Here is a 20085-nt window from a genome sequence, read left to right as displayed (position 1 = left end):
TGACCTGGCGACTTTCGACTACCCCTGGGTTTTCCGCTCCGCCTTCCGGCTTCTGCCCAAGGCCCGCAGCCCCTCGCCGGGGCGTTGGCGACGATGGCGCAGGGCAGTCCAGAGTTTGAGCACATTATGCGTGGTACAGATGAGCGCCCATTCCCCGCGCACCTGCCGCATCCCGCGCAACAAGAACTGTCGATAGCCGCGGCCCTGCTTGATCTGGCCGAAGACCGGCTCGACGATCGCTTTGCGCCGGGCGTAGAGTCGTCGTCCGCGTGTGGTCCGGAGGGTGCGGCGCATCCGATCCGCCACCGACAGGCCCGCTGGCGGTCGGCCCCGGGGCGCGGCGGGTATCGCCTGGCTGTGGCGGTGGCGATCCGGCGGGATGAGTGGCCGACACCCCAGCGCCGTGAGGGCCGTGACGTTCGCCTCGCTGAAATAGCCCGCATCCATACTCACGGTCCGCGGGACCTGACCGGTCTGGGCCAGTACCTGGGTCAGCATCGGCTGCGCTTGCTGCTTGTCATTCGCTTCATCGGTGACGTCGGCCGCGACAATGATCTGCGTCCTCGCATCGACGGCCGCTTGGCAGTTGTACCCTTGGACGACGCTCCCCTTGGCGTTCGACGCCGGCATAATCCGGCTCTCGGGATCCGTGAAGTTGCGCTGCGCCTTCGGATGGGGCACCGGGCTGGGGGGCTGCGGCGGCCGTCCCCGGCGCGGTCTTTCTGCCTTGCGCCCCTCGTGTGCCGCCTATGTGAGGGCGGCCTCCGCCTGGGCCTCCTGCTCCAGCACCGCCTTGGCCGCCCGAATGGTCTCCAGCCGTTGCTCCCGGCGCGCCAGTTCGGCGGGCAGTTCATCACCCCGCCGGTCAGGGCCATACGCCGCATCATCCCGCGCATCCGCCGCCTCGGCCTGCGTCAACAGCCGCTGGACTTCCGCCGTGAGCCGCGCCTCTTCCGTCACCATCCGTCCATAGCTCATCGCCTTATGCTTCGACGCATTCGCCTTGATCTTCGTCCCATCCAGCGCGATATGCCCCAGCTTGACCAAGCCCGCCCGCTGGCAGAGTTTCAGGACCTGCACAAACAGATCGGCCAGCGCCGTCAGATGCTGCTTCCGAAAATCACTGAGGGTCCGGAAATCCGGCCGCTGATTCGCCGCCAGCACTCGAAAGGCCACATCCTCCTCCAACTTCCGCGCAATCTGCCGCGAGGCCGGAATCCCCACGGCATAGGCATAGAGCAGCACCTTCACCAGCAGCTGCGGGTGATACGGTGCCGTGCCGCGCGTCACCCCACCATAGGTCGCCAGGATGGGTTGGAGATTCAATTCCTCCACCAGATCAGCCAGGAAGTACGCCAGGTGGTCTTCCGGCAACCAGTCGCGGGGTGACGGCGGCAACAGCCACAGCTCATCGGGATCATAGGGACGAAAGGTCCGAGTCGTCATCACGCAGCCTCCTCGCTCATCACGATGCTGCATGGCTGATACACGAGTCAGAGCCTGCACACAAGTGCGTTGGGGCTAATGTCGGACAGGCTCCTAGTGCGGGAGAAATAAGGAAGCGGGGGTCCGCTCAGGTCTTGTAATCACGCATTGGCTCGAAGTGGGGTGGACCCTTTCCCCTCTCCCTCCTTCCTGAACTTCTTAACGCCGTCTATCACCTGACTGGTCGCGGTCATGCTCGTCATGGGTACTGGTCACTAGACCAGACTCTGTATTATCCAGATTTCCCTGCGGCCGCTGTTCGTCCCTATTCTTCAGTCTTCGATCCAGCCAGCCTAGACGCCTGCATCAACCGTGCTACTCTTTTCTAGGTGATTGCCCGATAGAGGTGGGATGTGCTGTGCCACCAAGTAGTCGACTCCATTTGGAAACGTGTGGCCACGTGTGTTGGGAAATCGTTTCGTATGCTGACGTGGTGTCTCCCAATACGAATCTTCCGGTGCTGGGCATGGCTCGTGATGATGAGCCTAGTCCTGTTGTCCTGCACGACCAGTCAAGTCCGCATGGCGGAGGACCTTGCGGCGGCTGGGCAATGGGACGAAGCCGTGGCGATCTATCGGCAGGCGGTCAAAGCCAACCCCTACGATCGCGAGCTGGTCGCTCGATTGGATGAGGCCAAGCAAGAAGCCGCGGCCGCACACTATGAGGTCGGGCGAGAGTACCTGGCCGAGAGACAGTTGCCTGAGGCGCTGACCGAGCTGAAGATGGCGATGGGCTACGATCCATCCAACCGCGACTATCAAGCGGCGCTCGCCGACGCGCTGCGGCTCAAACAAGCGCAGGATCAACTGCAGCTCGCCAGAAAGTTTCAGGGCATGGGGCGAACCGATGAGGCCTTGGCCATCTATGAACGAGTAGTGGAACTGGACCCGTCTTTGATCGAGGCTCTGACGGGAATCACGACGCTCAGCACACAACAGCGCGCGGCCCAGTCTGTGGGGCAATCGACCAAGCCGATTACGATGCGCTTCCAGAATGCGAAGTTGAAGGAGGTGTTCGAGATCGTGGCGCGGACGGCCAATATCAACGTCGTGTTCGATAAAGACATCCGCGATGACCCGATCACGATCTTTTTGAAAGACATGTCGTTCGATGAAGCCCTCACCTTAATCCTCAATACGAACGGACTGGTCTCGCAGAAGGTCGGACCGGACACGCTCTTGATCCTGCCGAACAACAAACAGAAGCTCGCCCAATATCAGGATCTGATGGTCCGCACGTTCTATCTCTCCAATGCGAAGGCAAAGGATGCCGTCATGGGCGTGATCTGAAGTTACCCCCGTTTTTTGGACAGGTCGTGAAGCCAAGAAATTATGGTAGAACGACCGTCGCAAAAACCGGGAGACACCTATGGCCCCAAAACGGAAGACCCATTCGGAGGAGTTCAACGCGCGGGTGGCAGTGGAGGCGATCAAGGGGGTGCGGACCCTGAGTGAATTGAGTGCCGTCCATGGTGTGCACCCGACGGTGATTGCCCATTGGAAGCGACAGTTGCTAGACGGGGCGCCGGAGGTGTTCCGGCGAGGTCTGGCGGGCACGGGGCGTAGCGAGGAGGTGGTGACGGCCCCGCTGTACCAGGAGATCGGCCGCCTGAAGATGGAGCTGGAGTGGCTGCGAAAAAAGCTCTGAGCGTGCCGCGGGAGACCCGCCGCGGATGGATCCACGCCGACCCGGGTGCCGTGTCGATCGTGCAGCAGTGTGTGGTGGCGGGCCTGGCGCGCTCGACCTACTACTACGAGCCAGTGCCCGAACGGGCCGAGAATCTGACGTTGATGCGGCTGATCGATGAACTGTACTTGCAACGGCCGTTTTACGGAGTGCCCCGGATGACCGATTGGCTGCAGCGATTGGGCCACGTGGTCAACCACAAGCGGGTGGCGCGGCTGATGCGGGTGATGGGGTTGCAAGCGGTGCTGCCGGGCCCGCACACGAGCCGCCGGCAGCCCGCGCATCCGACGTATCCCTATCTGCTGCGGGAGCTGGCGGTGGAGCGGCCGAACCACGTGTGGTGTGCGGACATCACGTATGTGCCGATGCGGCGCGGGTTCCTGTACCTGGTCGCGGTGCTGGACTGGTACAGCCGCTACGTGCTGGCGTGGGCGCTCTCCAACACGCTGGACGCGCTGTTCTGCCTGGAAGCGTTGGAGAACGCGTTGGGGAGCGGGCAGCCGGAGATCTTCAACACGGATCAAGGGGCGCAGTTTACAAGCGACGAGTTCACGGGGCGGCTGGAGGGCGCGGGCGTCCGCATCAGCATGGACGGGCGCGGCCGGGCCTTGGACAATATCTTTGTGGAACGGCTGTGGCGGAGCGTGAAGTACGAGGAGATCTACCTGCGGGACGACGCCGACGGAGCCGAGGCCTGGGCCGGGTTGCAGCGGTATTTTCTGTTCTACAACACCGAACGACGGCACCAGAGCTTGGGCCGACGGACCCCGGCCGAGGTGCATTTTGGCTGAGTCGAGGGGGCTACTCCGGTATGGACCGACAGGCGATCGCCCCGTATAACCGATCCTGGAGCGAAGTGTTGAAATGCCCCTGCACCCAAACCACGCATTGACGGTTTGTGGCCCGCGCCTCTGGGGAAACAGGAGTCAGAAGAACTCTAAAAGAAAGGAGGGAAGGAGGGAAAGATCCATTAGCTTAATTCAGATGAAAACCTGTCCAAACAATGGGGGGAAGCTCAATCGGACGGGGCGCACTCGGGCCTGCCCGGCTGGAAGGGCAGACACGAAGGGGTCGCGTCATGGCGGGCCCAGGGCGAAGGACGGCTGAGATCGGTGCCGCCGCGACGGCGTGACGCTCCGGCGTCGCCTCACAGTCGCGGTGGCTCAGCGTACGCCCAGGAACGGCATCCTGATGCCATCGCATCATGACGCAACCTGGAGAGTCTGTCCTTCGTCAGCCGGGGTCATCGATTGCACTCACACGATTTCCGGAAGAGCCATTCTTTCTTTGTCCGCGCATCATCATAGGTCGCCACTTTGCCAGCGGTGTTGTCAGTGAGCGCAGAGATTCAATTGATCTTTAGCGCGGAGGCGTGTAACCTCCACATTTATAGCGAGAGGCGGCCATGACGAAAACGCATGAACAGGCGCTTTTAGACAAGCTCAGGAACTTGCCCCCGGAACGACTGGCCGAAGTCGAAGATTTCGTCGACTTTCTGGCGCATCGTCAGGCGGAAGAGCGAGGTTTAACACAGGCCGCCGGACAACTTGCCACAGCGGCCTTCACACGTGTCTGGGATAACCCCGCCGACGCCGCTTATGACCGGCTATGAGTTCGGGGATCTCGTTTTAGTTCCCTTTCCCTTTACGGATCAGTCAGCCACCAAACGCCGCCCTGCCGTGGTCGTCAGCAGCTCCGCCTATCATCGGGCACGCCCGGATCTCCTCATCATGGCCGTCACGAGCCAACAGCCCTCGACACTGTCAGTAGGCGAGGTTCAGGTCCAGGACTGGCGGGGCGCGGGGTTGCTCAAGCCATCCGTCATCAAACCGGTGCTCACCACCATCGATCCAGCTCTCGTGCTCAAGAAACTTGGACGACTCATGTCAACCGATCAAGCCGCCCTCCGACAGGCCTTCACCACTATTCTGGGATAGCCCACTCCTGATTGTCAGAGGACATGATGTTGGCTCTGGCTCGGCGAATGCTAGCGCGCATTGTTCATGAGCGCTTCTGCTGCAATCGCGGATTCGCCGCTGCGCCAAGCCGGCCATGTGTGTGATGCCGTTGATCAGGTCGTCGCTCTTGTCGCCAATCAGCGCTAAGCGGTGGGCGACTTCGCTCTCTTCGTTTTCCTCGTCCTCATCCGTCAGCTTGCTGGTGAGGATCCGACACAGTCTTTGAATGTGGCGGACCTCCGCGAGGAGGGTCTCGGCTGCACTATTACGGCACGCGCTACGACGACCCGGCCTTGGGCCGCTTCCTCTCGCCCGGCACGATCGTGTCCGATCCGCGGCGGCCGCAAGATCTGAATCGCTTCAGCTATGACCGCAACAGTCCCTCCCCCGATACTGACCCAACCAGCCATGAAGGAGAACAGGTCTGTCAGAGATCCTCCGAAATTCTGGAACGACCCGTAATCAGTCCCTTAACTCCCACCGGCAGATGTTTTCAACCATTGCCGCCGGCATCATCGGTGTCAGTTGTGACGAGGAGCATTATATTCCTTTCTGGGGCTCGGCATGCTTGGTAGGATCAACCCTCGTCTGAAATCAAACCCCATTCCAGCGCCTTCTTTCAGATCAGATCTTCGCGGCTGTCGCCATGGTTGCGTCATCTCGGTAGGCCAGTGCATCGGCCTGGAAATAATCCCGTGACGTGTCGGTCGCGAGGCTCTTCAGCCACAGGTAGGTCCGGGAATATCGCTTGAGCGCTTCATTAAAGTTGAAATAGTTGTCATTTATGTAGCGGATCGTCCGGACGATGGGATTGGGATATCGGTCCTTGCTGACTTCGATCGGTCCCGGCTGAGCAAGTAGCTGAACCTTATCTTGTTCTTGTTGTTGCTTCGCCTGTTGCCCGGTTTGTGATGCCTGGTCCTGGGTCGGGCGGTGGTCTGTCTGTTTCGACAGCACGGTCAGGATATTGGCTTGGCTGGCGCCGATCACGTCGTTCAAGCAGAGGCCGAGGATGATCCCTTCCACCGGCTGTGTCGGCAGGATTGTTTCCAGGACATTGGCGTAATCGGCGAGGTTATAACCGGTGACCGAGGCGTTGAGGATGCGCACATCTGGCCATGCCTGCTACAACCGAGAGGGGTAGGTGTCACCGCCGGCTCGGGCACAGACGTAGCGGCATTAGATACGCCAGGTGCCCGAGCGAGCTGTGTAGGAAGCCGGGGCGGTTCGGATCTTCTTCCCAGCGGGCTCATGTATGTGCTAGAAGGACCCTACTCGCGAGGCATCTTCCGGTTGACTGTTTCTCCGTTGCTGCAACGGGTGCACACCACGAATATCGTGAATCATGCGGGCTAGCAGCGCTGGTGAGTGGAGATCTGTGCCACACCTGCATATGGAGAGATCATGCGCATCCTGCTGACCGGCGGGGCCGGGTTCATCGGCTCGCATCTGGTGCGGCGGTTGCTGAAGGGCTCGGACGACCAGGTCGTCAACCTCGACGCGCTCCGGTATTCGGGGAACCTCGAGAATCTGGCCGACGTGGCCTCCCATCCGCGCTATACGTTTGTTCACGGCGATATGGCGGACGCCCCTCTCGTCCGGCGCCTGTTGCGCGAGCATCGCATCGAGGGCGTCATCAACTGCGCCGCGGAGACCCATGTGGACCGGTCCATCACGGACCCACTGGCCTTCACCAGGACCGACGTGATCGGAACCGCCGTGCTGCTGGAGGAGGCGAAGCAAGCCGGAGTCCGCCGGTTTCTGCAGGTGAGCACCGACGAGGTCTACGGCAGCGTGGAGCAGGGGCATTCCACGGAGGCGGACCCGCTGGCCCCGCGCAGCCCCTATTCCGCGAGCAAGGCCGGCGCCGACCTGCTGGTGCAGAGCTACTGGACCACCTATCAATTTCCCGTGGTGATCACGCGGGGCAGCAACACCTACGGGCCCAACCAATACCCGGAGAAATTCATTCCCCTGTTCATCACCAACGCGCTCGACGACCAGCCGCTCCCGCTCTATGGAGACGGCCGCTACCGGCGGGATTGGCTCTCGGTGCTCGACCATTGCGCCGGCATCCACCATGTGTTTCTCCATGGCAAGCCGGGCGAGGTCTATAACCTCGGCGGGGGCAACGAACGGGAAAATATCGACGTGGCCCGCGCGATCCTCCACCATCTCGGCAAGCCGGCATCGTTGATCCGTTTCGTCCAAGACCGGCCCGGCCACGACCGGCGCTATGCGGTGTCATGCCGCCGCCTGGAGGCCTTGGGCTGGAAGCCGTCGGTGCCCTTCGAGGAGGGTTTGCGGGACACGGTGCGCTGGTATCAATCTAACGAAGCCTGGTGGCGGAAGATCAAGTCGGGTGAATTCGCCGCCTATTACCGGCGCATGTATGAGCGGCGAATTCAAGAAGGGGCCGGCTTGCAGGCCGAGCAAGGGACATCGCGATGAAAGTCAGCGGGTTCACGTTGATCCGCAACGCCATTCAATTCGACTTTCCCGTGCTGGAGTCGATCGCCTCGATCCTCCCGATGGTTGATGAGTACGTCGTCAATGTCGGACGGTCGGAGGACGACACGTTGAACCTCATCCGGTCGATCGGTTCCCCGAAAATCAAGATCGTCGAAACCGTCTGGGACGACAGTTTGCGCACGGACGGCAAGCTCTTCGGCATTCAGCAGGACATCGCCCTCTCCCATTGCACGGGAGATTGGGCCTTTCTGCTCCAAGGGGATGAGGTAGTGCACGAGGACGATCTGCCGGTGATCCGGCGGGCCATGGAACAGTACCTGCCCCAACAGGAGGTCTTGGCCCTGGTCTTTCGCGTGCTGCACTTCAAGGGCGATTATTGGTCGCTTGATCCCTGGATGTACCACCGCGCCACCAGGATCGTCCGGACCGACGGCCGGGTGCGGTCGGCGATCGACGGGTTCGATTTTGAAGTGCCGGGCCTGCCCGGCGTCATCAAGAACGGCAACCTTGGGAAACTGATCAAGGCCCGCATCTTTCACTACGGCTATGCCAGAAACCCGGGCGCGCTGCGTGAAAAGCGCCGTTACCAGATCCGCCGCCACGAGGGCGACCGGCTGACCGAGGAGCGGATCGACGCCTGGGCCGCCATGGATGCGGAGTTTCCGGACTACGGCATGTTGAAGAACTATTCGGGCTCCCATCCGAAGGTGATGGAGCAGCGCATTCAGGCCGCCAGGCGGCTGCGCCCCTTTCGCAATCGCTGGCTGAGCCTGCAGTTCTATCGGACGGTCATGCAAAAGGGGTTCAGGGGCTGACAAGAGATTTCGCGAGGATACCATGACGAAACGCGCGCTCATCACAGGCATTACCGGGCAGGACGGGTCCTATCTGGCGGAGTTTCTGCTCGAACAAGGCTACGAAGTCCACGGCATCGTCCGGCGGATTGCGATCGAGGACCCTGCCCACCGCCTGTGGCGCATTCTGGCGATCAAGGACCGGCTGCATCTCCATGCGGCGTCGCTGGAAAGCTTGCCGAGCATCTATCGGGTGTTTCAGGCGGTCAAGCCGGACGAGTGCTACCACCTGGCGGCCCAGAGCTTCGTCTCCTATTCGTTCGAGGACGAATTCTCGACGCTCAACGCCAATATCAACGGGACCCACTACGTGCTCGCGGCGCTCAAGGACTGCGCGCCTGCCTGCCGCTTCTATTTCGCCGCCTCCAGCGAAATGTTCGGCAAGGTGGCAGAGGTGCCGCAAAGGGAGACGACCCGGTTTCATCCCCGATCGGCCTATGGGATTTCCAAAGTGGCTGGGTTCGACTTGACCAGAAACTACCGCGAGGCCTATGGCATTCAGGCCTCCTGCGGCATTCTTTACAACCACGAGTCGCCCCGCCGCGGCTTCGAGTTCGTGACGCGAAAGATCACCTCCCACGCGGCGAGGATCAAGCTGGGGTTGATCCGGGAATTGAAACTCGGGAACTTGGAGGCCAGGCGCGACTGGGGCCATGCGCGGGAATATGTCCGGGCCATGTGGATGATGTTGCAGCAGCCGCTGGCGGAAGACTATGTGATCGCAACCGGCGAGCAACATACGGTCCGGGAGTTTGCGGAGGTGGCGTTCTCCTGCGTCGGCCTGGATTATCGGAACTATGTCACGATCGACCCTCAACTGCTGCGGCCGGCCGAGGTGGAGACCCTGCTGGGCGATGCGAGCAAAGCCAAGCGGGAGCTCGGGTGGACCTCGAAAATCTCCTTCAAGGAGCTGGTGGCGGAGATGGTCGAGGCCGACATGAAGCATTTTGCTGCCGGGAATGAGAAATGAGGAATGAGAAATGAGCAGTGGGAAAGGACCGGCACGATGCGCGTGTTCGTGACCGGTGCGAACGGCCAGGTGGGGCAAGAGGTCGCTCGCGTGCTCAAAGGTGAATCCCTCTATCTGGCAACCCATGGGACAGACGATGTGTCGGACCGGCGGATTGTCGAGACCATCGTGCGGGAACAGCCCGACCTCGTCATCCATGCCGCGGCGATGACCGACGTCGATGCCTGCGAGCGAGATCCTGATGCCGCCTATCGCGTGAACGAGGAAGGGACCAGGCTGGTGGCGAGGGGTGCGGCCCAAGCCGGCGCCTTTCTCATCGCCATCTCCACCGACTATGTGTTTGACGGAGACAAGGGAGCCCCCTATGTCGAGTCCGATCGGCCGAACCCGATTAATGTCTATGGCCATTCCAAGTTGGCCGGGGAGCAGGCCGCGTTGAGCGAAACGGACCGGGTCTGTCTCGTGCGGACGGCGTGGGTGTTCGGCCTTGGGAAGCATCACTTCATCACGATGGTGCTGAACCGGTTGCGCCAGGGGGAGCCGGTGAGGGCGGTGATCGACAAATACGGGAGCCCGACCTTGGCCAAGGACCTTGTCGCAACGATGCTGCGGCTTGCCGAACGGAAGGCTACCGGCATTTATCACGTGGCAGGAGCCGGCTCCTGCAATTGGTTCGAATATGCGGAGCACATTCTGAAGTCGGTCGGACGCTCTCACCCATTGGAGCCGATTCAGTTCGCCGACCTGAACCGGCCGGCCAGGCGGCCGGCCAATACCGCCCTGGCGAGCGAGCGGCTGCCGGCGCTTGGACTCTCGATGCGCGGGTGGCGGGAGATGGTGGAGGACTATCTGCTGACGCACGAATCGACCGCCGCCGGCCCTGTCGCGACTTAACCCACATTATTCATGACAGTTCGTCGCGAAATTGCGGAGTCGCCACGCGAGACGGGCGCGCGGAGCCGCGAGGAAGGGAGGCAGACTTGAAACAGTCTGTTGACCGATCGAGCGGCGAGCCCGCCCGCCAACGGGCCGTCGAGGCCGCATGTTGGCTAGTCGCAGCGGCGAATCCACAATTGCAGCAGAATTGCTCATGAATAATGTGGGTTAAGATGGCCGCGCCCGTTTTGACGCATGCGGAACTGCTCTGGCGGCATCGGGTCTGGACCGCGCAGGGCATCGGCCTGGCCGTCCTCACGTTCCTGAATTTCATCCCGCCGGCTCATGGTCCCGCGCGGTACCTGTTTTTTTCGCTCCTCCTGATCGCGGCGGCGGCACGGTGGAAGGAAGGGGCCTCGCTCTGGATTCGGACGCCGCTCGACCTGCCGCTGCTGCTGTTTCTCGGGTGGATTCTGCTGAGCATTCCGTTTTCGATCGATCCGGCCTACAGTTTTCGGGAATGGCGCAAGCTGGCAGGGCAGGCGCTGGTGTTCTACTGGGCGGTGGCCGTGTTCCGGGCGCAACCGGACCATCGTCTGGTGAGGCACGTCATGATCGCCGTGCTGCTTGGGACCGTGACGAGCGCCGGTTACGCGATCGTCGAATTCATCCTGCAGGGCGGAACCTGGCGGGATCGTCACGTGCGGGCCGGCGCGCCCGGCTCGGACTACAATTGGCTGAGCACTTACATGGTCATGGCGATTCCGATGGTGCTGGCGGCGGCGGTCGTCGTGCGGACTCGATGGATGAAAGGGCTCTCGCTCGTAGTGGCCGTCGTGGCCTTGGCCGCCGAGGTCGTGGCCTATACGAGAGCCGGCTGGGCCGGGCTCGCGGCCGAGGGCCTCGCGGGCGGTTGGCTCTCCGGGCGGCGCTGGCTGTTGGCCGGAGTGATCTTGGCCTTGACGGCGATCGGCTTCGGCTTCGTCCTCGCCTCGGATAGGGGATTTCAACGAAGCACGGCGGATCCCTGGACCTTGGAGGCCAGGGTAGCCGTGTGGAAACTGGCGGCGGAGGACCTCGTGCACCATCCGCTCGTCGGGATCGGCTACGGCAACAGCAACTTTGTGAAACGGTATGCCGGACGGCCTGAATTGGAGAAGGCCTATGGGCCGCACAGCACGTTCGTCGTGGTGGGGTTGGGCAGCGGGGTGCCGGCCTTGGCATTCTTCGCCTGGCTGTTGATCCGGATATTCCTGATCCTGACTCGCGCGGTCGGAGCGCTCTCGGACGGCGCGTCCCGAGCAATACCGTTCGGCGCAGCCCTGATGGTGGTGGGATTCGCCGTGCGGAATGTATTCGACTACATGTTCATCGGGAGCCTGGCCAATCTGTTCTGGATTCTGGTTGCCACCGGTTTGTTCTGCGTGAGCGATCAAGACCGGGCCGAGCGTCTCGCGTCGATCCCTCAGGACTCTCCCGCGACGGTACGCGCCTGACAAAGTCTTCGCCCTACCGTCTTATGGCCTGGTCCACTTTCTTTACAAGCGACTGGACAACGGGATCACACTTCCGCCACAATCGCCCTCGGGGTCCATTCAACTGTCTTTATCGACACAGCCCATTCTCCCATTCGGTTGAGCGCGGCACCGACTGCCAGCCGGAGGCGAGCCATCACCACGGCATCGGCGGACAATGGGAGTTGTGCTTTGACTTTGGAAACCATGTCGATTCTGCATGGAGGCGCCTCGGTGGCGGCGGTCATGCGAAGCGCCAGTGACGGCGATTCGGACCTGGAGGAATCTGCCGATTTGATGTAGGATCGGCCGACCAGGGGTGTCTTGTTCGAGTTGGACTAAAGAGACCAACCTCGGCGCGGTTCCTCCTCCTCGGCGGCGGAGAGAGTTTTCCACCATCGGTCGGTGCACAGCGTCCTGCCGATTCGGCGAGTTCCCTCTATCCAACCTCGCGAGGAGACGCTAAGGTCTGCGACTACATGGAGATGAATTGCCGGAGGTAACCTGATGCAAGCAGCACCGCCCAACGAATCTGCCGCGCGCCGGCCGCGCATTGCGGTCATCGGGTCCGGCTACTGGGGCAAAAATCTCGTACGCAACATGCACGATCTCCAGGCCTTGGAGATGATCTGCGACACGCATGACGAGACACTGGCCTCGCTCGGCGCCCAATACCCCTCCTGCCGGCTTGTGCGGGCGTATTCGGATGTGTTGCGGGACAAGACCATTCGCGGCGTCATGATCGCCACGCCCGCGGAGACGCACGCCGGGTTGGTGCGGGAGGCGCTTCTTGCCGGAAAAGACGTGTTTGTGGAGAAACCGCTCTGCCTGTCGGTCTCGGAAGGGCGGGCTCTGGTGGATCTTGCCAGACACCAGAACTGTATTCTCATGGTCGGGCATTTGCTCTGGTACCACCCTGCGGTCCTTAGGATTCAGCAGCTCATCGGGGACGGAGAGCTGGGGCGCATCCAGTACCTCTACTCGAATCGGTTGAACCTGGGGAAGATTCGGCGTGAAGAAAATATTCTGTGGTCGTTTGCCCCCCATGACCTTTCGGTGATCCTCGGTCTTGTGAAGGAGATGCCTGATACCGTGCAGGCCCAAGGCGGCAATTTTCTGCATCCGGGGATCGCGGACGTGACGACGAGCTTGCTGTCATTCAAAAGCGGGATTCGCGCGCATATCTTCGTGTCCTGGCTCCATCCGTACAAGGAGCAAAAGCTTGTCGTCGTCGGCGATCGCAAGATGGCCGTGTTCGACGATACGGAAAAGAAGGACAAGCTGCTGCTGTATCCGCACTCGATCGACTGGAAGGACAACTTCCCGGTCCCCACCAAAGCCGAGGCGCAGACCGTCGCCTTGGATCTCCGCGAGCCGCTTCGAACGGAGTGCGAGCATTTTCTTGATTGCATCGAAACCAGGAAGACGCCCCGGACGGACGGCGAGGAGGGACTGCGCGTCCTCGCCGTGCTCCAGCAATGCCAGGAGGCCTTGGAGCGCAAGCAGCCCCCGGCACCGGCCGCGAAAGCCAAGCCGGCCTACTTCGCCCATGCCTCGGCGTTCATCGACGAGGGGGTGGACATCGGGGAAGGGACGAGCATATGGCATACCTCCCATATCCTGAAGGGCACAACGATCGGGAGGAATTGCAAGATCGGGCAGAATGTCGTGGTGGGGCCCAATGTGAAGGTGGGGGAGGGGGTCAAGATTCAGAATAACGTCTCGGTCTATGAGGGCGTGACCCTTGAGGATTACGTGTTCTGCGGGCCCTCCATGGTGTTCACCAACGTGTTTAATCCGCGCAGCGAGATTCCGCGGATGAACGAATTGCGTCCCACCCTCGTCAAACGCGGAGCGACCCTCGGTGCCAACTGCACCATCATTTGCGGGACGACCATTGGCCGGTATGCGCTGGTCGGGGCGGGTGCCGTGGTGACGCGTGAGGTGCCAGATCATGCCCTGGTGGTGGGCAGCCCGGCTCGTGTGAAGGGTTGGATGTGCCGTTGCGGCGTGAAGTTGCGCCTCAAAGCGGGGCGGGCGATCTGCGAGGCCTGTAGATCGGTGTTTCGCAAGACTCCCCACGGGGTGGTACCAGTATCAGCCAACGCAAAGCATGGAGAGCGATAATGACGATTCCCTTGCTCGATCTCAGCGCCCAGCATCAACCGATTCAGGCGGAAATTATGGCGGCGATCGAACAGGTGCTGTCGAGCCAAGCGTTCATTCTCGGACCTGAAGTGACGAAGCTGGAGGAGCGGGTCGCGGCCTATTCGCAGGCCCGCGCCGGCATCGGCGTCTCCTCCGGGACGGACGCATTGTTGGTGGCGCTGATGGCGCTCGACATCGGGCCTGGGCACGAGGTCATCACCAGTCCCTATTCCTTTTTTGCCACGGCCGGCGCGATCGTCCGGGTGGGAGCCCGACCGGTCTTCGTCGATATCGAGCCCGAGACCTTCAACATCGATCCGGTCAAAATCGAGCGGGCGATCCGACCGAACACGAAGGCGATCATTCCGGTGCACCTCTACGGCCAGTGCGCGGAGATGGCTCCGATCATGGCCCTCGCGAAACAGCGAGGGCTGCACGTCATTGAAGATGCCGCGCAGGCGATCGGAGCGGACTATGCCGATGGCCGGCGGGCCGGAAGCGTCGGGACGGTCGGGTGTTTCTCGTTCTTTCCCAGCAAGAACCTCGGGGCGATGGGCGATGCGGGCATGGTCGTCACGAACGACCTCGATTTGGCCGAACGGATTCGAGTGCTCCGCGTCCATGGGAGCAAGCCCAAGTACTATCACAAGCTGATCGGTGGCAATTTCCGGCTCGACAGCGTTCAAGCCGCCGTCCTGAACGTGAAATTGAATTATTTGGACGAATGGACCAGGCGACGCCAGGAGAATGCCGAACGGTACCGGACGCTGTTCCAACAGGCGGGACTCACGGACAAGCCGGGCGTCGTCCTTCCGGAAGCCCGATATCGGCGCGCCGGGGTGAAGCATCATCACATTTACAATCAGTTCGTGATTCGGGCGCCCCGGCGCGATGAGCTGATGGCGCATTTGAAGCAGCAGGGGATCGGCAGCGAGATCTACTACCCGGTGCCGTTCCATTTGCAGGAATGTTTCCGGCCGCTGGGCTACAAGGAAGGGGACTTTCCGGAATCCGAGCGCGCCGCGAAGGAAACGCTGGCGCTGCCGATCTATCCCGAATTGACGCCGGAGCAGCAACAACAGGTCGTGCAGACCATCCAGCGGTTTTATTCATCTTGAACCGTGCGGGTTCTCATTCAGCCCTCTACCTTCTGAGCCATTTCGGCCTGCTTCTGCGCATCTCGCGGACGGAAATGGCCGCCCGTTACGCCGGATCTCTCTTGGGTGTGGGATGGGCGCTGGTCGCCCCGCTGGCGATCCTGGCCATCTACGCGGTTGTCTACCTGTATATCTTCGCGGTGCGTCCCACGCAGATGTCTCCCCTGGAGTATGTGTTGTACATGTTCGCGGGGCTGGTCCCCTTTCTCATGAGCGGCGAAGCGCTCAACGGGGGCGTTTCGTCGGTGGTGGCCAACCGGTCGGTATTGAACAATACCGTCTTTCCGATCGATCTGGCGCCGGTAAAGCCCGTGTTGATGAGTCAAGCGGTGTCGATCGTGGGATTTGCGACGATCGTGCTGCTGTCCGCCGCGACGGGCCGCGTGACATGGGCCATTCTGGCATGGCCGCTGCTGTGGGGGCTCCAAGTGTTGTTCCTGGTCGGACTCAATTGGATTCTGTCCTTGATCCATGTCGTGTTCCGGGATCTCCAGTACGCGATGGGCATTGTGCTCATGATCATGTTGATCGCGTCGCCCATCGCCTATACTCCCGACATGGTGCCGCTCACGTTGAAGCCGCTTATCCTCTTGAACCCGTTTGCGTATTTCGTCATTGCCTACCAGAAAGTCTTGGTCCTGGGGCAGTTGCCGCACTGGTGGGAGTGGGCGGCGCTGGTGATCCTTTCCTGCGGAATATTTGTCAGCGGAGGGTGGATTTTCGCGAAAGGCAAGCGAGTCCTTATCGACTATGCCTGACGCAATGGCCATACGCATGGCCGGGGTGGCGAAGATGTACAAGATCTTCCCGTCTCGGGTCGACAATTTTCTTGATGCGATTGGTCTTCCCCGATGGGGGTGGCGCGGACGCAAGCGGTACAAGGAGTTTTGGGCTCTGAAGGGGATCGATCTTGATCTGCCGGTCGGCAGCCGGACAGGTATTCTCGGCCGCAACGGCGCGGGAAAGTCGACGCTGCTCAAATTGATCACGGGCAACATCCCGGCAACCGAAGGCACGGTGGAGGTGAACGGCAAGATCCAGGCGCTGCTGGACGCGGGCGCAGGCTTTCATCCCGAGTTCACTGGTTATGAAAATATTCACGCCTCGCTGACCTATCAGGGATTGACGACCGCCGAGATCGAAGCCGCCGTCGAGGACATTGTGGACTTCACCGAATTGGGGGACTTTCTGGCACAGCCGTACCGGACCTACTCGTCCGGAATGCAGGCTCGCCTGGCGTTTGCAACGGCCACGGCGATCAAGCCGGAGATCCTTATTATCGACGAGATGCTGGGCGCCGGCGACGCCTACTTTGTGGGCAAATCCGCGGACCGCATTCGGCAGTTGGTCGACGGAGGAGCGTCGGTGCTGCTGGTGTCCCATTCGCTGGATCAAATCGTGAAGCTGTGCGACCGGGCCATTTGGATCGAGCGAGGCAAAATCGTGTGCCGAGGGTCCAGTCTCGAAGTGGTAAAGGAATATGAACGATACATCCGTTTCTTGGACGACGAACGGCTCAAAGCAAAAAACCGCGTTGCGCAGGACCCGGGATTGCACTCTTCGCAGCGCGGAGAGACGCGCGATGCGCTGGACGTGCAATTCACGGCGACGGCCGGGTCGACGTGCGATATATGCGAGGTGACTCTGTTCAAGGGCGAGGTTGCCGGTGCGGGGGTTCGGGTGGGAGACGCACAAGACGTCAACACGTCGCATCTGGCCTATGTCAGTCTGGAGGGCGGACATTGGTCTGAACCCCAAGAGTCGGGGGGCGTGCTGTTTCGCAGCGTGACGGATGCTGGAAAAGGCGCTACTTCCGGCACGGTCGTCTGCCGCGCCTTTCATTTGTACCCGGAGGAACGGTATCGTTGCCGAGTGGGATATCGTACTCGGGGAGCAGGCGAGGTCTCGTTGACGATCCGTTGGAACGGGACCGTTCATGGCCATTATATTCTACCGAAGGCTCTGACGTGGGGAACACACGACGTGGAGGTCAAGCCCTTTTCCGTAGCGGAGGCGGGCGGCCTTGATAGAGGTCCGGTGTCCACTCAAGCATCTCTCGGGCCGACCGGCGAAGTGCGCACGGTGAGCCGGTGGCCCGGGGAAGGATCCTTGGCGATCCAATCAGTGCGGCTGCTCAACGCCGAGGAGAAAGAGCAGGCTGTCTTCGAACCGGATTGTGAGCTGCGGGTGCGGATAAGGTTTCTCGCCAAAGCCGCCGGCAGCTATCCGGTAATACCCGTCGCCGTGCTCTTCAGGCTCGACGGCGTGGTCGTTTCGACCCACATCGGACCCACGATGCATCTGGAACTGAACCAGGGCGAGACGAGGCAAGCCGATCTCGACTACGGACCGATTCGCCTGGGCAACGGTAGTTACGTGTTCTCGGTGGCGCTCTATCGTCAGCTCTCTTCGGTCGGACCGACGGAAGTGTACGACCTGCTCGACCGGAGCTACGAATTCGCCGTGGTTGGGAATCCGCCGCTGGAGAGTGGCATTATCCGCCATCTTGCCACGTGGAGCATCCGGTGAAGCACGACTATACTGAGTTTTGTATCTGCCCCGCCTGTCGAGGATCGCTCACAGCCTCGGCGTCCTCGTTGCAATGCGCGACCTGTTCCGTTCGCTACGAGATACGCGACGGAATCCCTATTTTTCTTCCGACCTACGGCGATGCCGAACGCAGCCGCTATCTGTGCTGTTATCAAGGGCTCGCGCAGGACGATCTGGCGGTTCCGCTCGAGGGCAGGCGGGAGGCGAGGCATTCGGTGCTCCTCGATTTCGTGGGAGACGTCCGCGGTAAGCGCGTGTTGGATATCGGGTCCAGCAACGGCATCTATCTGCGACAGCTCGATGCGGCGTTCAAGGTGGCCTTCGACCTGGCGTGGCCATTTTTGGCCGCCATTCCAAAGTCGGAAGGCATGGCGCCCGTCTGCGGCGACGCCGAAACGCTGCCGTTCAGGCCCGGGTTCTTCGATGTCATCATCATCTCGGACATTCTGGAACATCTGCTCAAGCCGGAGCGTCTCGTGGAGCACCTCAGGACCGTCTGTACGGATGACACGCGGCTGATCGTGCACGTCCCGTGGCGCGAGGACATTTCGCACTACAAGCAATCCAAATACGAATTCGCCCATCTCCGCAGTTTCGGACCCTACACCTTTGCGCAGCTCTGGACCGACGGGTTCCGCATCGTGAAATCCAAGCCGACCTATCCCTCGCTGGAAGAGCCGATTCTGTTCCACTTGGAGGAGCGCGTACCGACGTGGTTATATAGCCTGCTGGTCCGGCTGTATTACCACAGCGCCTACCTCAGCCAATACGAAGCACAGAGGCGATCGGTATGGATTCATGAAATTCCCAAACGAGAACGGTGGCTCCTGCGATGGTATCCGGCAAAGTTTAAGATGTTTGAACTGAGGCGCTATCATGGCTCCTTGACGGCGCGGCTGGTCGACCGACTCTTCTTCCAGAGCGGGATGCTGAAGCTGCACTAACCCTATATGATGGGTGACGAGTGATATGCGAACGCGAAAAGTTACTCTTGTTCACATGGGCGACTCGATCACGTTCGGACAGTATATCGACCCGGCCTTGCGGTGGACCTCGCTGATCGCCGACCGACTCCGCCGGCACGCCGTATCCCGATGCCTGGAGATCGATTCGCACAATCGGGGGATCTCGGGGGAAACCACTCGGATGGGGCTCGAACGATATCCCAAGGATGTCCAAGAGCTCAGTCCAGACGTGATGACCTTGCAATTCGGACTCAACGACTGCAATTGTTGGCAGACTGATAGGGGGGTGCCGCGCGTCTCCGAGTCGGCATTCAAGGCCAACCTGTTGGAGATGATCGTCCGCGCACGGCGGTTCGGCGCTCGGCACATTATCCTGTCCACCAATCATCGGACGCTTCGGCGAGATCCAATGATCAGCGGCGAGGTGTACGAAGAAGCCAATGCGCGCTACAGCGATCTGATTCGAGCGGTGGCGCGTGAGGCGGCGGTTACGCTGTGCGACATCCAAGCGGTATTCAAGCCGTTTTCCGACGAGGAACTTGCGCGCATGTTGTTGCCGGCACCCGACCAACTTCACTTGAGCGTCGAGGGAAATCGGGTCTACGCCGATGCAATCTGGCCTTTCATCCTCGCCGCAGTGGAAGCCGCCGCAGAGCAGCCAACGAAAGGAGATCCCCGGATATGAAAAGCGCGACGGATGTGCATTGGAACGAGCGGGCGGCCACGGTCAAGGACGATGTCGAAGTCAATATCATGGACATCTTCCAACGCGAGATTGAATATGACTATGTGTGCCGCTATCTCACCGCGGAGATGAGGTTGTTGGAGGTCGGCTGCGGGAACGGGTTTTCGACCGCTCGCTTTCGCCCGCTGGTGCGACACGTCGACGCGTTCGACTACGCCGAAAACATGATTGATCGTGCACGTGCCAGGGTGGGTGAGACCAACAACCGGTTTTTCGTTGATAATGTGCTGGCTCCGGCGTCGATGGGCAGCGCGTACGACGGAGTGGTCTGTATCCGCGTACTCATCAATCTTCGCAACCTCTCCGAACAGCGGGCTGCCCTGGAAAACCTGGACCGTGTCCTGAAGCCGGGGGGGCTCTTCATACTCGCCGAGGGGTTCCGCGAAGGATTCGCCGCCTTGAGCGAGCTTCGGCAACGCGTCGGCTTACCGCCGGTACAGCCCGCCAGTATCAACGTGTACTCCGCGCAGGAAGAGCTGCTGCCATTTTTCCGCGCTGGCTACGAGCCCGTGGACGAATTTCACCTGGGATCGTACGACTACCTGACGCGTATCGTGTATCCGCTGATCGTGGGAGCCGAGAACGCCAAGCACAACACCGTCTTCAGCGAAAAATGTGCCCAGTTGGCTCGGCAGCACAATCCGGAGTGCATGAAGGAGTTCTCTCGGATGCGAGGGTTCGTGTTTCGAAAGCGCAGGTAAACAT

Annotated in this window: 17 protein-coding genes and 1 pseudogene; 16 read left to right on the top strand and 2 right to left on the bottom strand. The window is 61.0% G+C overall.

Annotated features, from left to right (window positions below):
- Positions 1 to 102: 102 nt before the first annotated feature.
- Positions 103 to 1446: pseudogene (locus QWI75_RS15050) on the bottom strand (IS1182 family transposase); the annotation flags it as partial.
- 515 nt (positions 1447 to 1961) lie between these two features.
- On the opposite strand from QWI75_RS15050, the gene QWI75_RS15045 reads away from it, so the two are divergent.
- The 4 genes from QWI75_RS15045 (at position 1962) to QWI75_RS15030 (ending at position 5108) form a co-directional block, all read left to right on the top strand.
- Complete coding sequence (locus QWI75_RS15045) at positions 1962 to 2774, top strand: DUF4974 domain-containing protein (RefSeq protein WP_289269403.1); 813 nt, start codon at positions 1962 to 1964, stop codon at positions 2772 to 2774.
- Between the two features lie 79 nt (positions 2775 to 2853).
- Positions 2854 to 3962 (top strand): IS3 family transposase gene (locus QWI75_RS15040; RefSeq protein ID WP_289268921.1). Its coding sequence is split into 2 segments (ribosomal slippage): positions 2854 to 3130 and positions 3130 to 3962, totalling 1110 coding nucleotides; the frame shifts between segments, so codons are not numbered across the junction.
- 614 nt (positions 3963 to 4576) lie between these two features.
- Positions 4577 to 4783, top strand: coding sequence for a DUF2281 domain-containing protein (locus QWI75_RS15035; RefSeq protein WP_289269402.1), 207 nt, complete (start codon positions 4577 to 4579; stop codon positions 4781 to 4783).
- The gene (locus tag QWI75_RS15030; RefSeq protein WP_289269401.1) at positions 4770 to 5108 is read left to right on the top strand and encodes a type II toxin-antitoxin system PemK/MazF family toxin; all 339 of its coding nucleotides are present in this window, start codon (positions 4770 to 4772) and stop codon (positions 5106 to 5108) included. The genes QWI75_RS15035 and QWI75_RS15030 overlap by 14 nt, the downstream gene beginning before the upstream one ends.
- A gap of 645 nt (positions 5109 to 5753) precedes the next feature.
- Here the strand turns inward: QWI75_RS15030 and QWI75_RS15025 are convergent.
- Entirely contained in the window at positions 5754 to 6239 is a 486-nt protein-coding gene (locus tag QWI75_RS15025; RefSeq protein ID WP_289269400.1) for a hypothetical protein, read from the bottom strand.
- Positions 6240 to 6533: 294 nt separating this feature from the next.
- Between QWI75_RS15025 and rfbB the strand changes: the two genes are divergently transcribed.
- The 12 genes from rfbB to QWI75_RS14965 all read left to right on the top strand — a co-directional run bounded on the left by rfbB (position 6534) and on the right by QWI75_RS14965 (position 20081).
- Complete coding sequence (rfbB, locus tag QWI75_RS15020; protein WP_289269399.1) at positions 6534 to 7580, top strand: dTDP-glucose 4,6-dehydratase; 1047 nt, start codon at positions 6534 to 6536, stop codon at positions 7578 to 7580.
- On the top strand, positions 7577 to 8416 hold the full coding sequence (locus QWI75_RS15015) for a glycosyltransferase family protein (RefSeq protein WP_289269398.1): 840 nt from the start codon (positions 7577 to 7579) through the stop codon (positions 8414 to 8416). Before rfbB ends, QWI75_RS15015 begins: the two co-directional genes overlap by 4 nt.
- A gap of 22 nt (positions 8417 to 8438) precedes the next feature.
- A complete protein-coding gene (locus tag QWI75_RS15010) occupies positions 8439 to 9425 on the top strand; it encodes a GDP-mannose 4,6-dehydratase (RefSeq protein ID WP_289269397.1) in 987 nt (328 codons plus the stop codon).
- 3 nt (positions 9426 to 9428) lie between these two features.
- Entirely contained in the window at positions 9429 to 10319 is an 891-nt protein-coding gene (rfbD, locus tag QWI75_RS15005) for a dTDP-4-dehydrorhamnose reductase (RefSeq protein ID WP_289269396.1), read from the top strand.
- A gap of 215 nt (positions 10320 to 10534) precedes the next feature.
- On the top strand, positions 10535 to 11797 hold the full coding sequence (locus tag QWI75_RS15000) for an O-antigen ligase family protein (protein ID WP_289269395.1): 1263 nt from the start codon (positions 10535 to 10537) through the stop codon (positions 11795 to 11797).
- A 525-nt stretch (positions 11798 to 12322) separates the two neighbouring features.
- On the top strand, positions 12323 to 13942 hold the full coding sequence (locus tag QWI75_RS14995) for a Gfo/Idh/MocA family oxidoreductase (protein WP_289269394.1): 1620 nt from the start codon (positions 12323 to 12325) through the stop codon (positions 13940 to 13942).
- Entirely contained in the window at positions 13942 to 15081 is a 1140-nt protein-coding gene (locus QWI75_RS14990; protein ID WP_289269393.1) for a DegT/DnrJ/EryC1/StrS family aminotransferase, read from the top strand. Before QWI75_RS14995 ends, QWI75_RS14990 begins: the two co-directional genes overlap by 1 nt.
- 74 nt (positions 15082 to 15155) lie before the next feature.
- The gene (locus QWI75_RS14985; RefSeq protein ID WP_370693580.1) at positions 15156 to 15878 is read left to right on the top strand and encodes an ABC transporter permease; all 723 of its coding nucleotides are present in this window, start codon (positions 15156 to 15158) and stop codon (positions 15876 to 15878) included.
- A complete protein-coding gene (locus QWI75_RS14980) occupies positions 15871 to 17649 on the top strand; it encodes an ABC transporter ATP-binding protein (RefSeq protein ID WP_289269391.1) in 1779 nt (592 codons plus the stop codon). Before QWI75_RS14985 ends, QWI75_RS14980 begins: the two co-directional genes overlap by 8 nt.
- Positions 17646 to 18614: a methyltransferase domain-containing protein gene (locus QWI75_RS14975; RefSeq protein ID WP_289269390.1), complete on the top strand. Its 969-nt coding sequence runs from the start codon at positions 17646 to 17648 to the stop codon at positions 18612 to 18614. Before QWI75_RS14980 ends, QWI75_RS14975 begins: the two co-directional genes overlap by 4 nt.
- A gap of 25 nt (positions 18615 to 18639) precedes the next feature.
- Positions 18640 to 19320 (top strand): SGNH/GDSL hydrolase family protein, encoded by a 681-nt coding sequence (locus QWI75_RS14970; protein WP_289269389.1) that lies wholly within the window; start codon positions 18640 to 18642, stop codon positions 19318 to 19320.
- Positions 19317 to 20081 carry a class I SAM-dependent methyltransferase gene (locus QWI75_RS14965; protein WP_289269388.1) on the top strand — a complete coding sequence of 255 codons (765 nt, stop codon included), beginning with the start codon at positions 19317 to 19319 and terminating at the stop codon, positions 20079 to 20081. Before QWI75_RS14970 ends, QWI75_RS14965 begins: the two co-directional genes overlap by 4 nt.
- Positions 20082 to 20085 lie beyond the last annotated feature (4 nt).

This window comes from Nitrospira tepida, assembly GCF_947241125.1.
Taxonomy (GTDB): domain Bacteria; phylum Nitrospirota; class Nitrospiria; order Nitrospirales; family Nitrospiraceae; genus Nitrospira_G; species Nitrospira_G tepida.
This window is presented reverse-complemented; position numbering and strand designations above follow the sequence as displayed.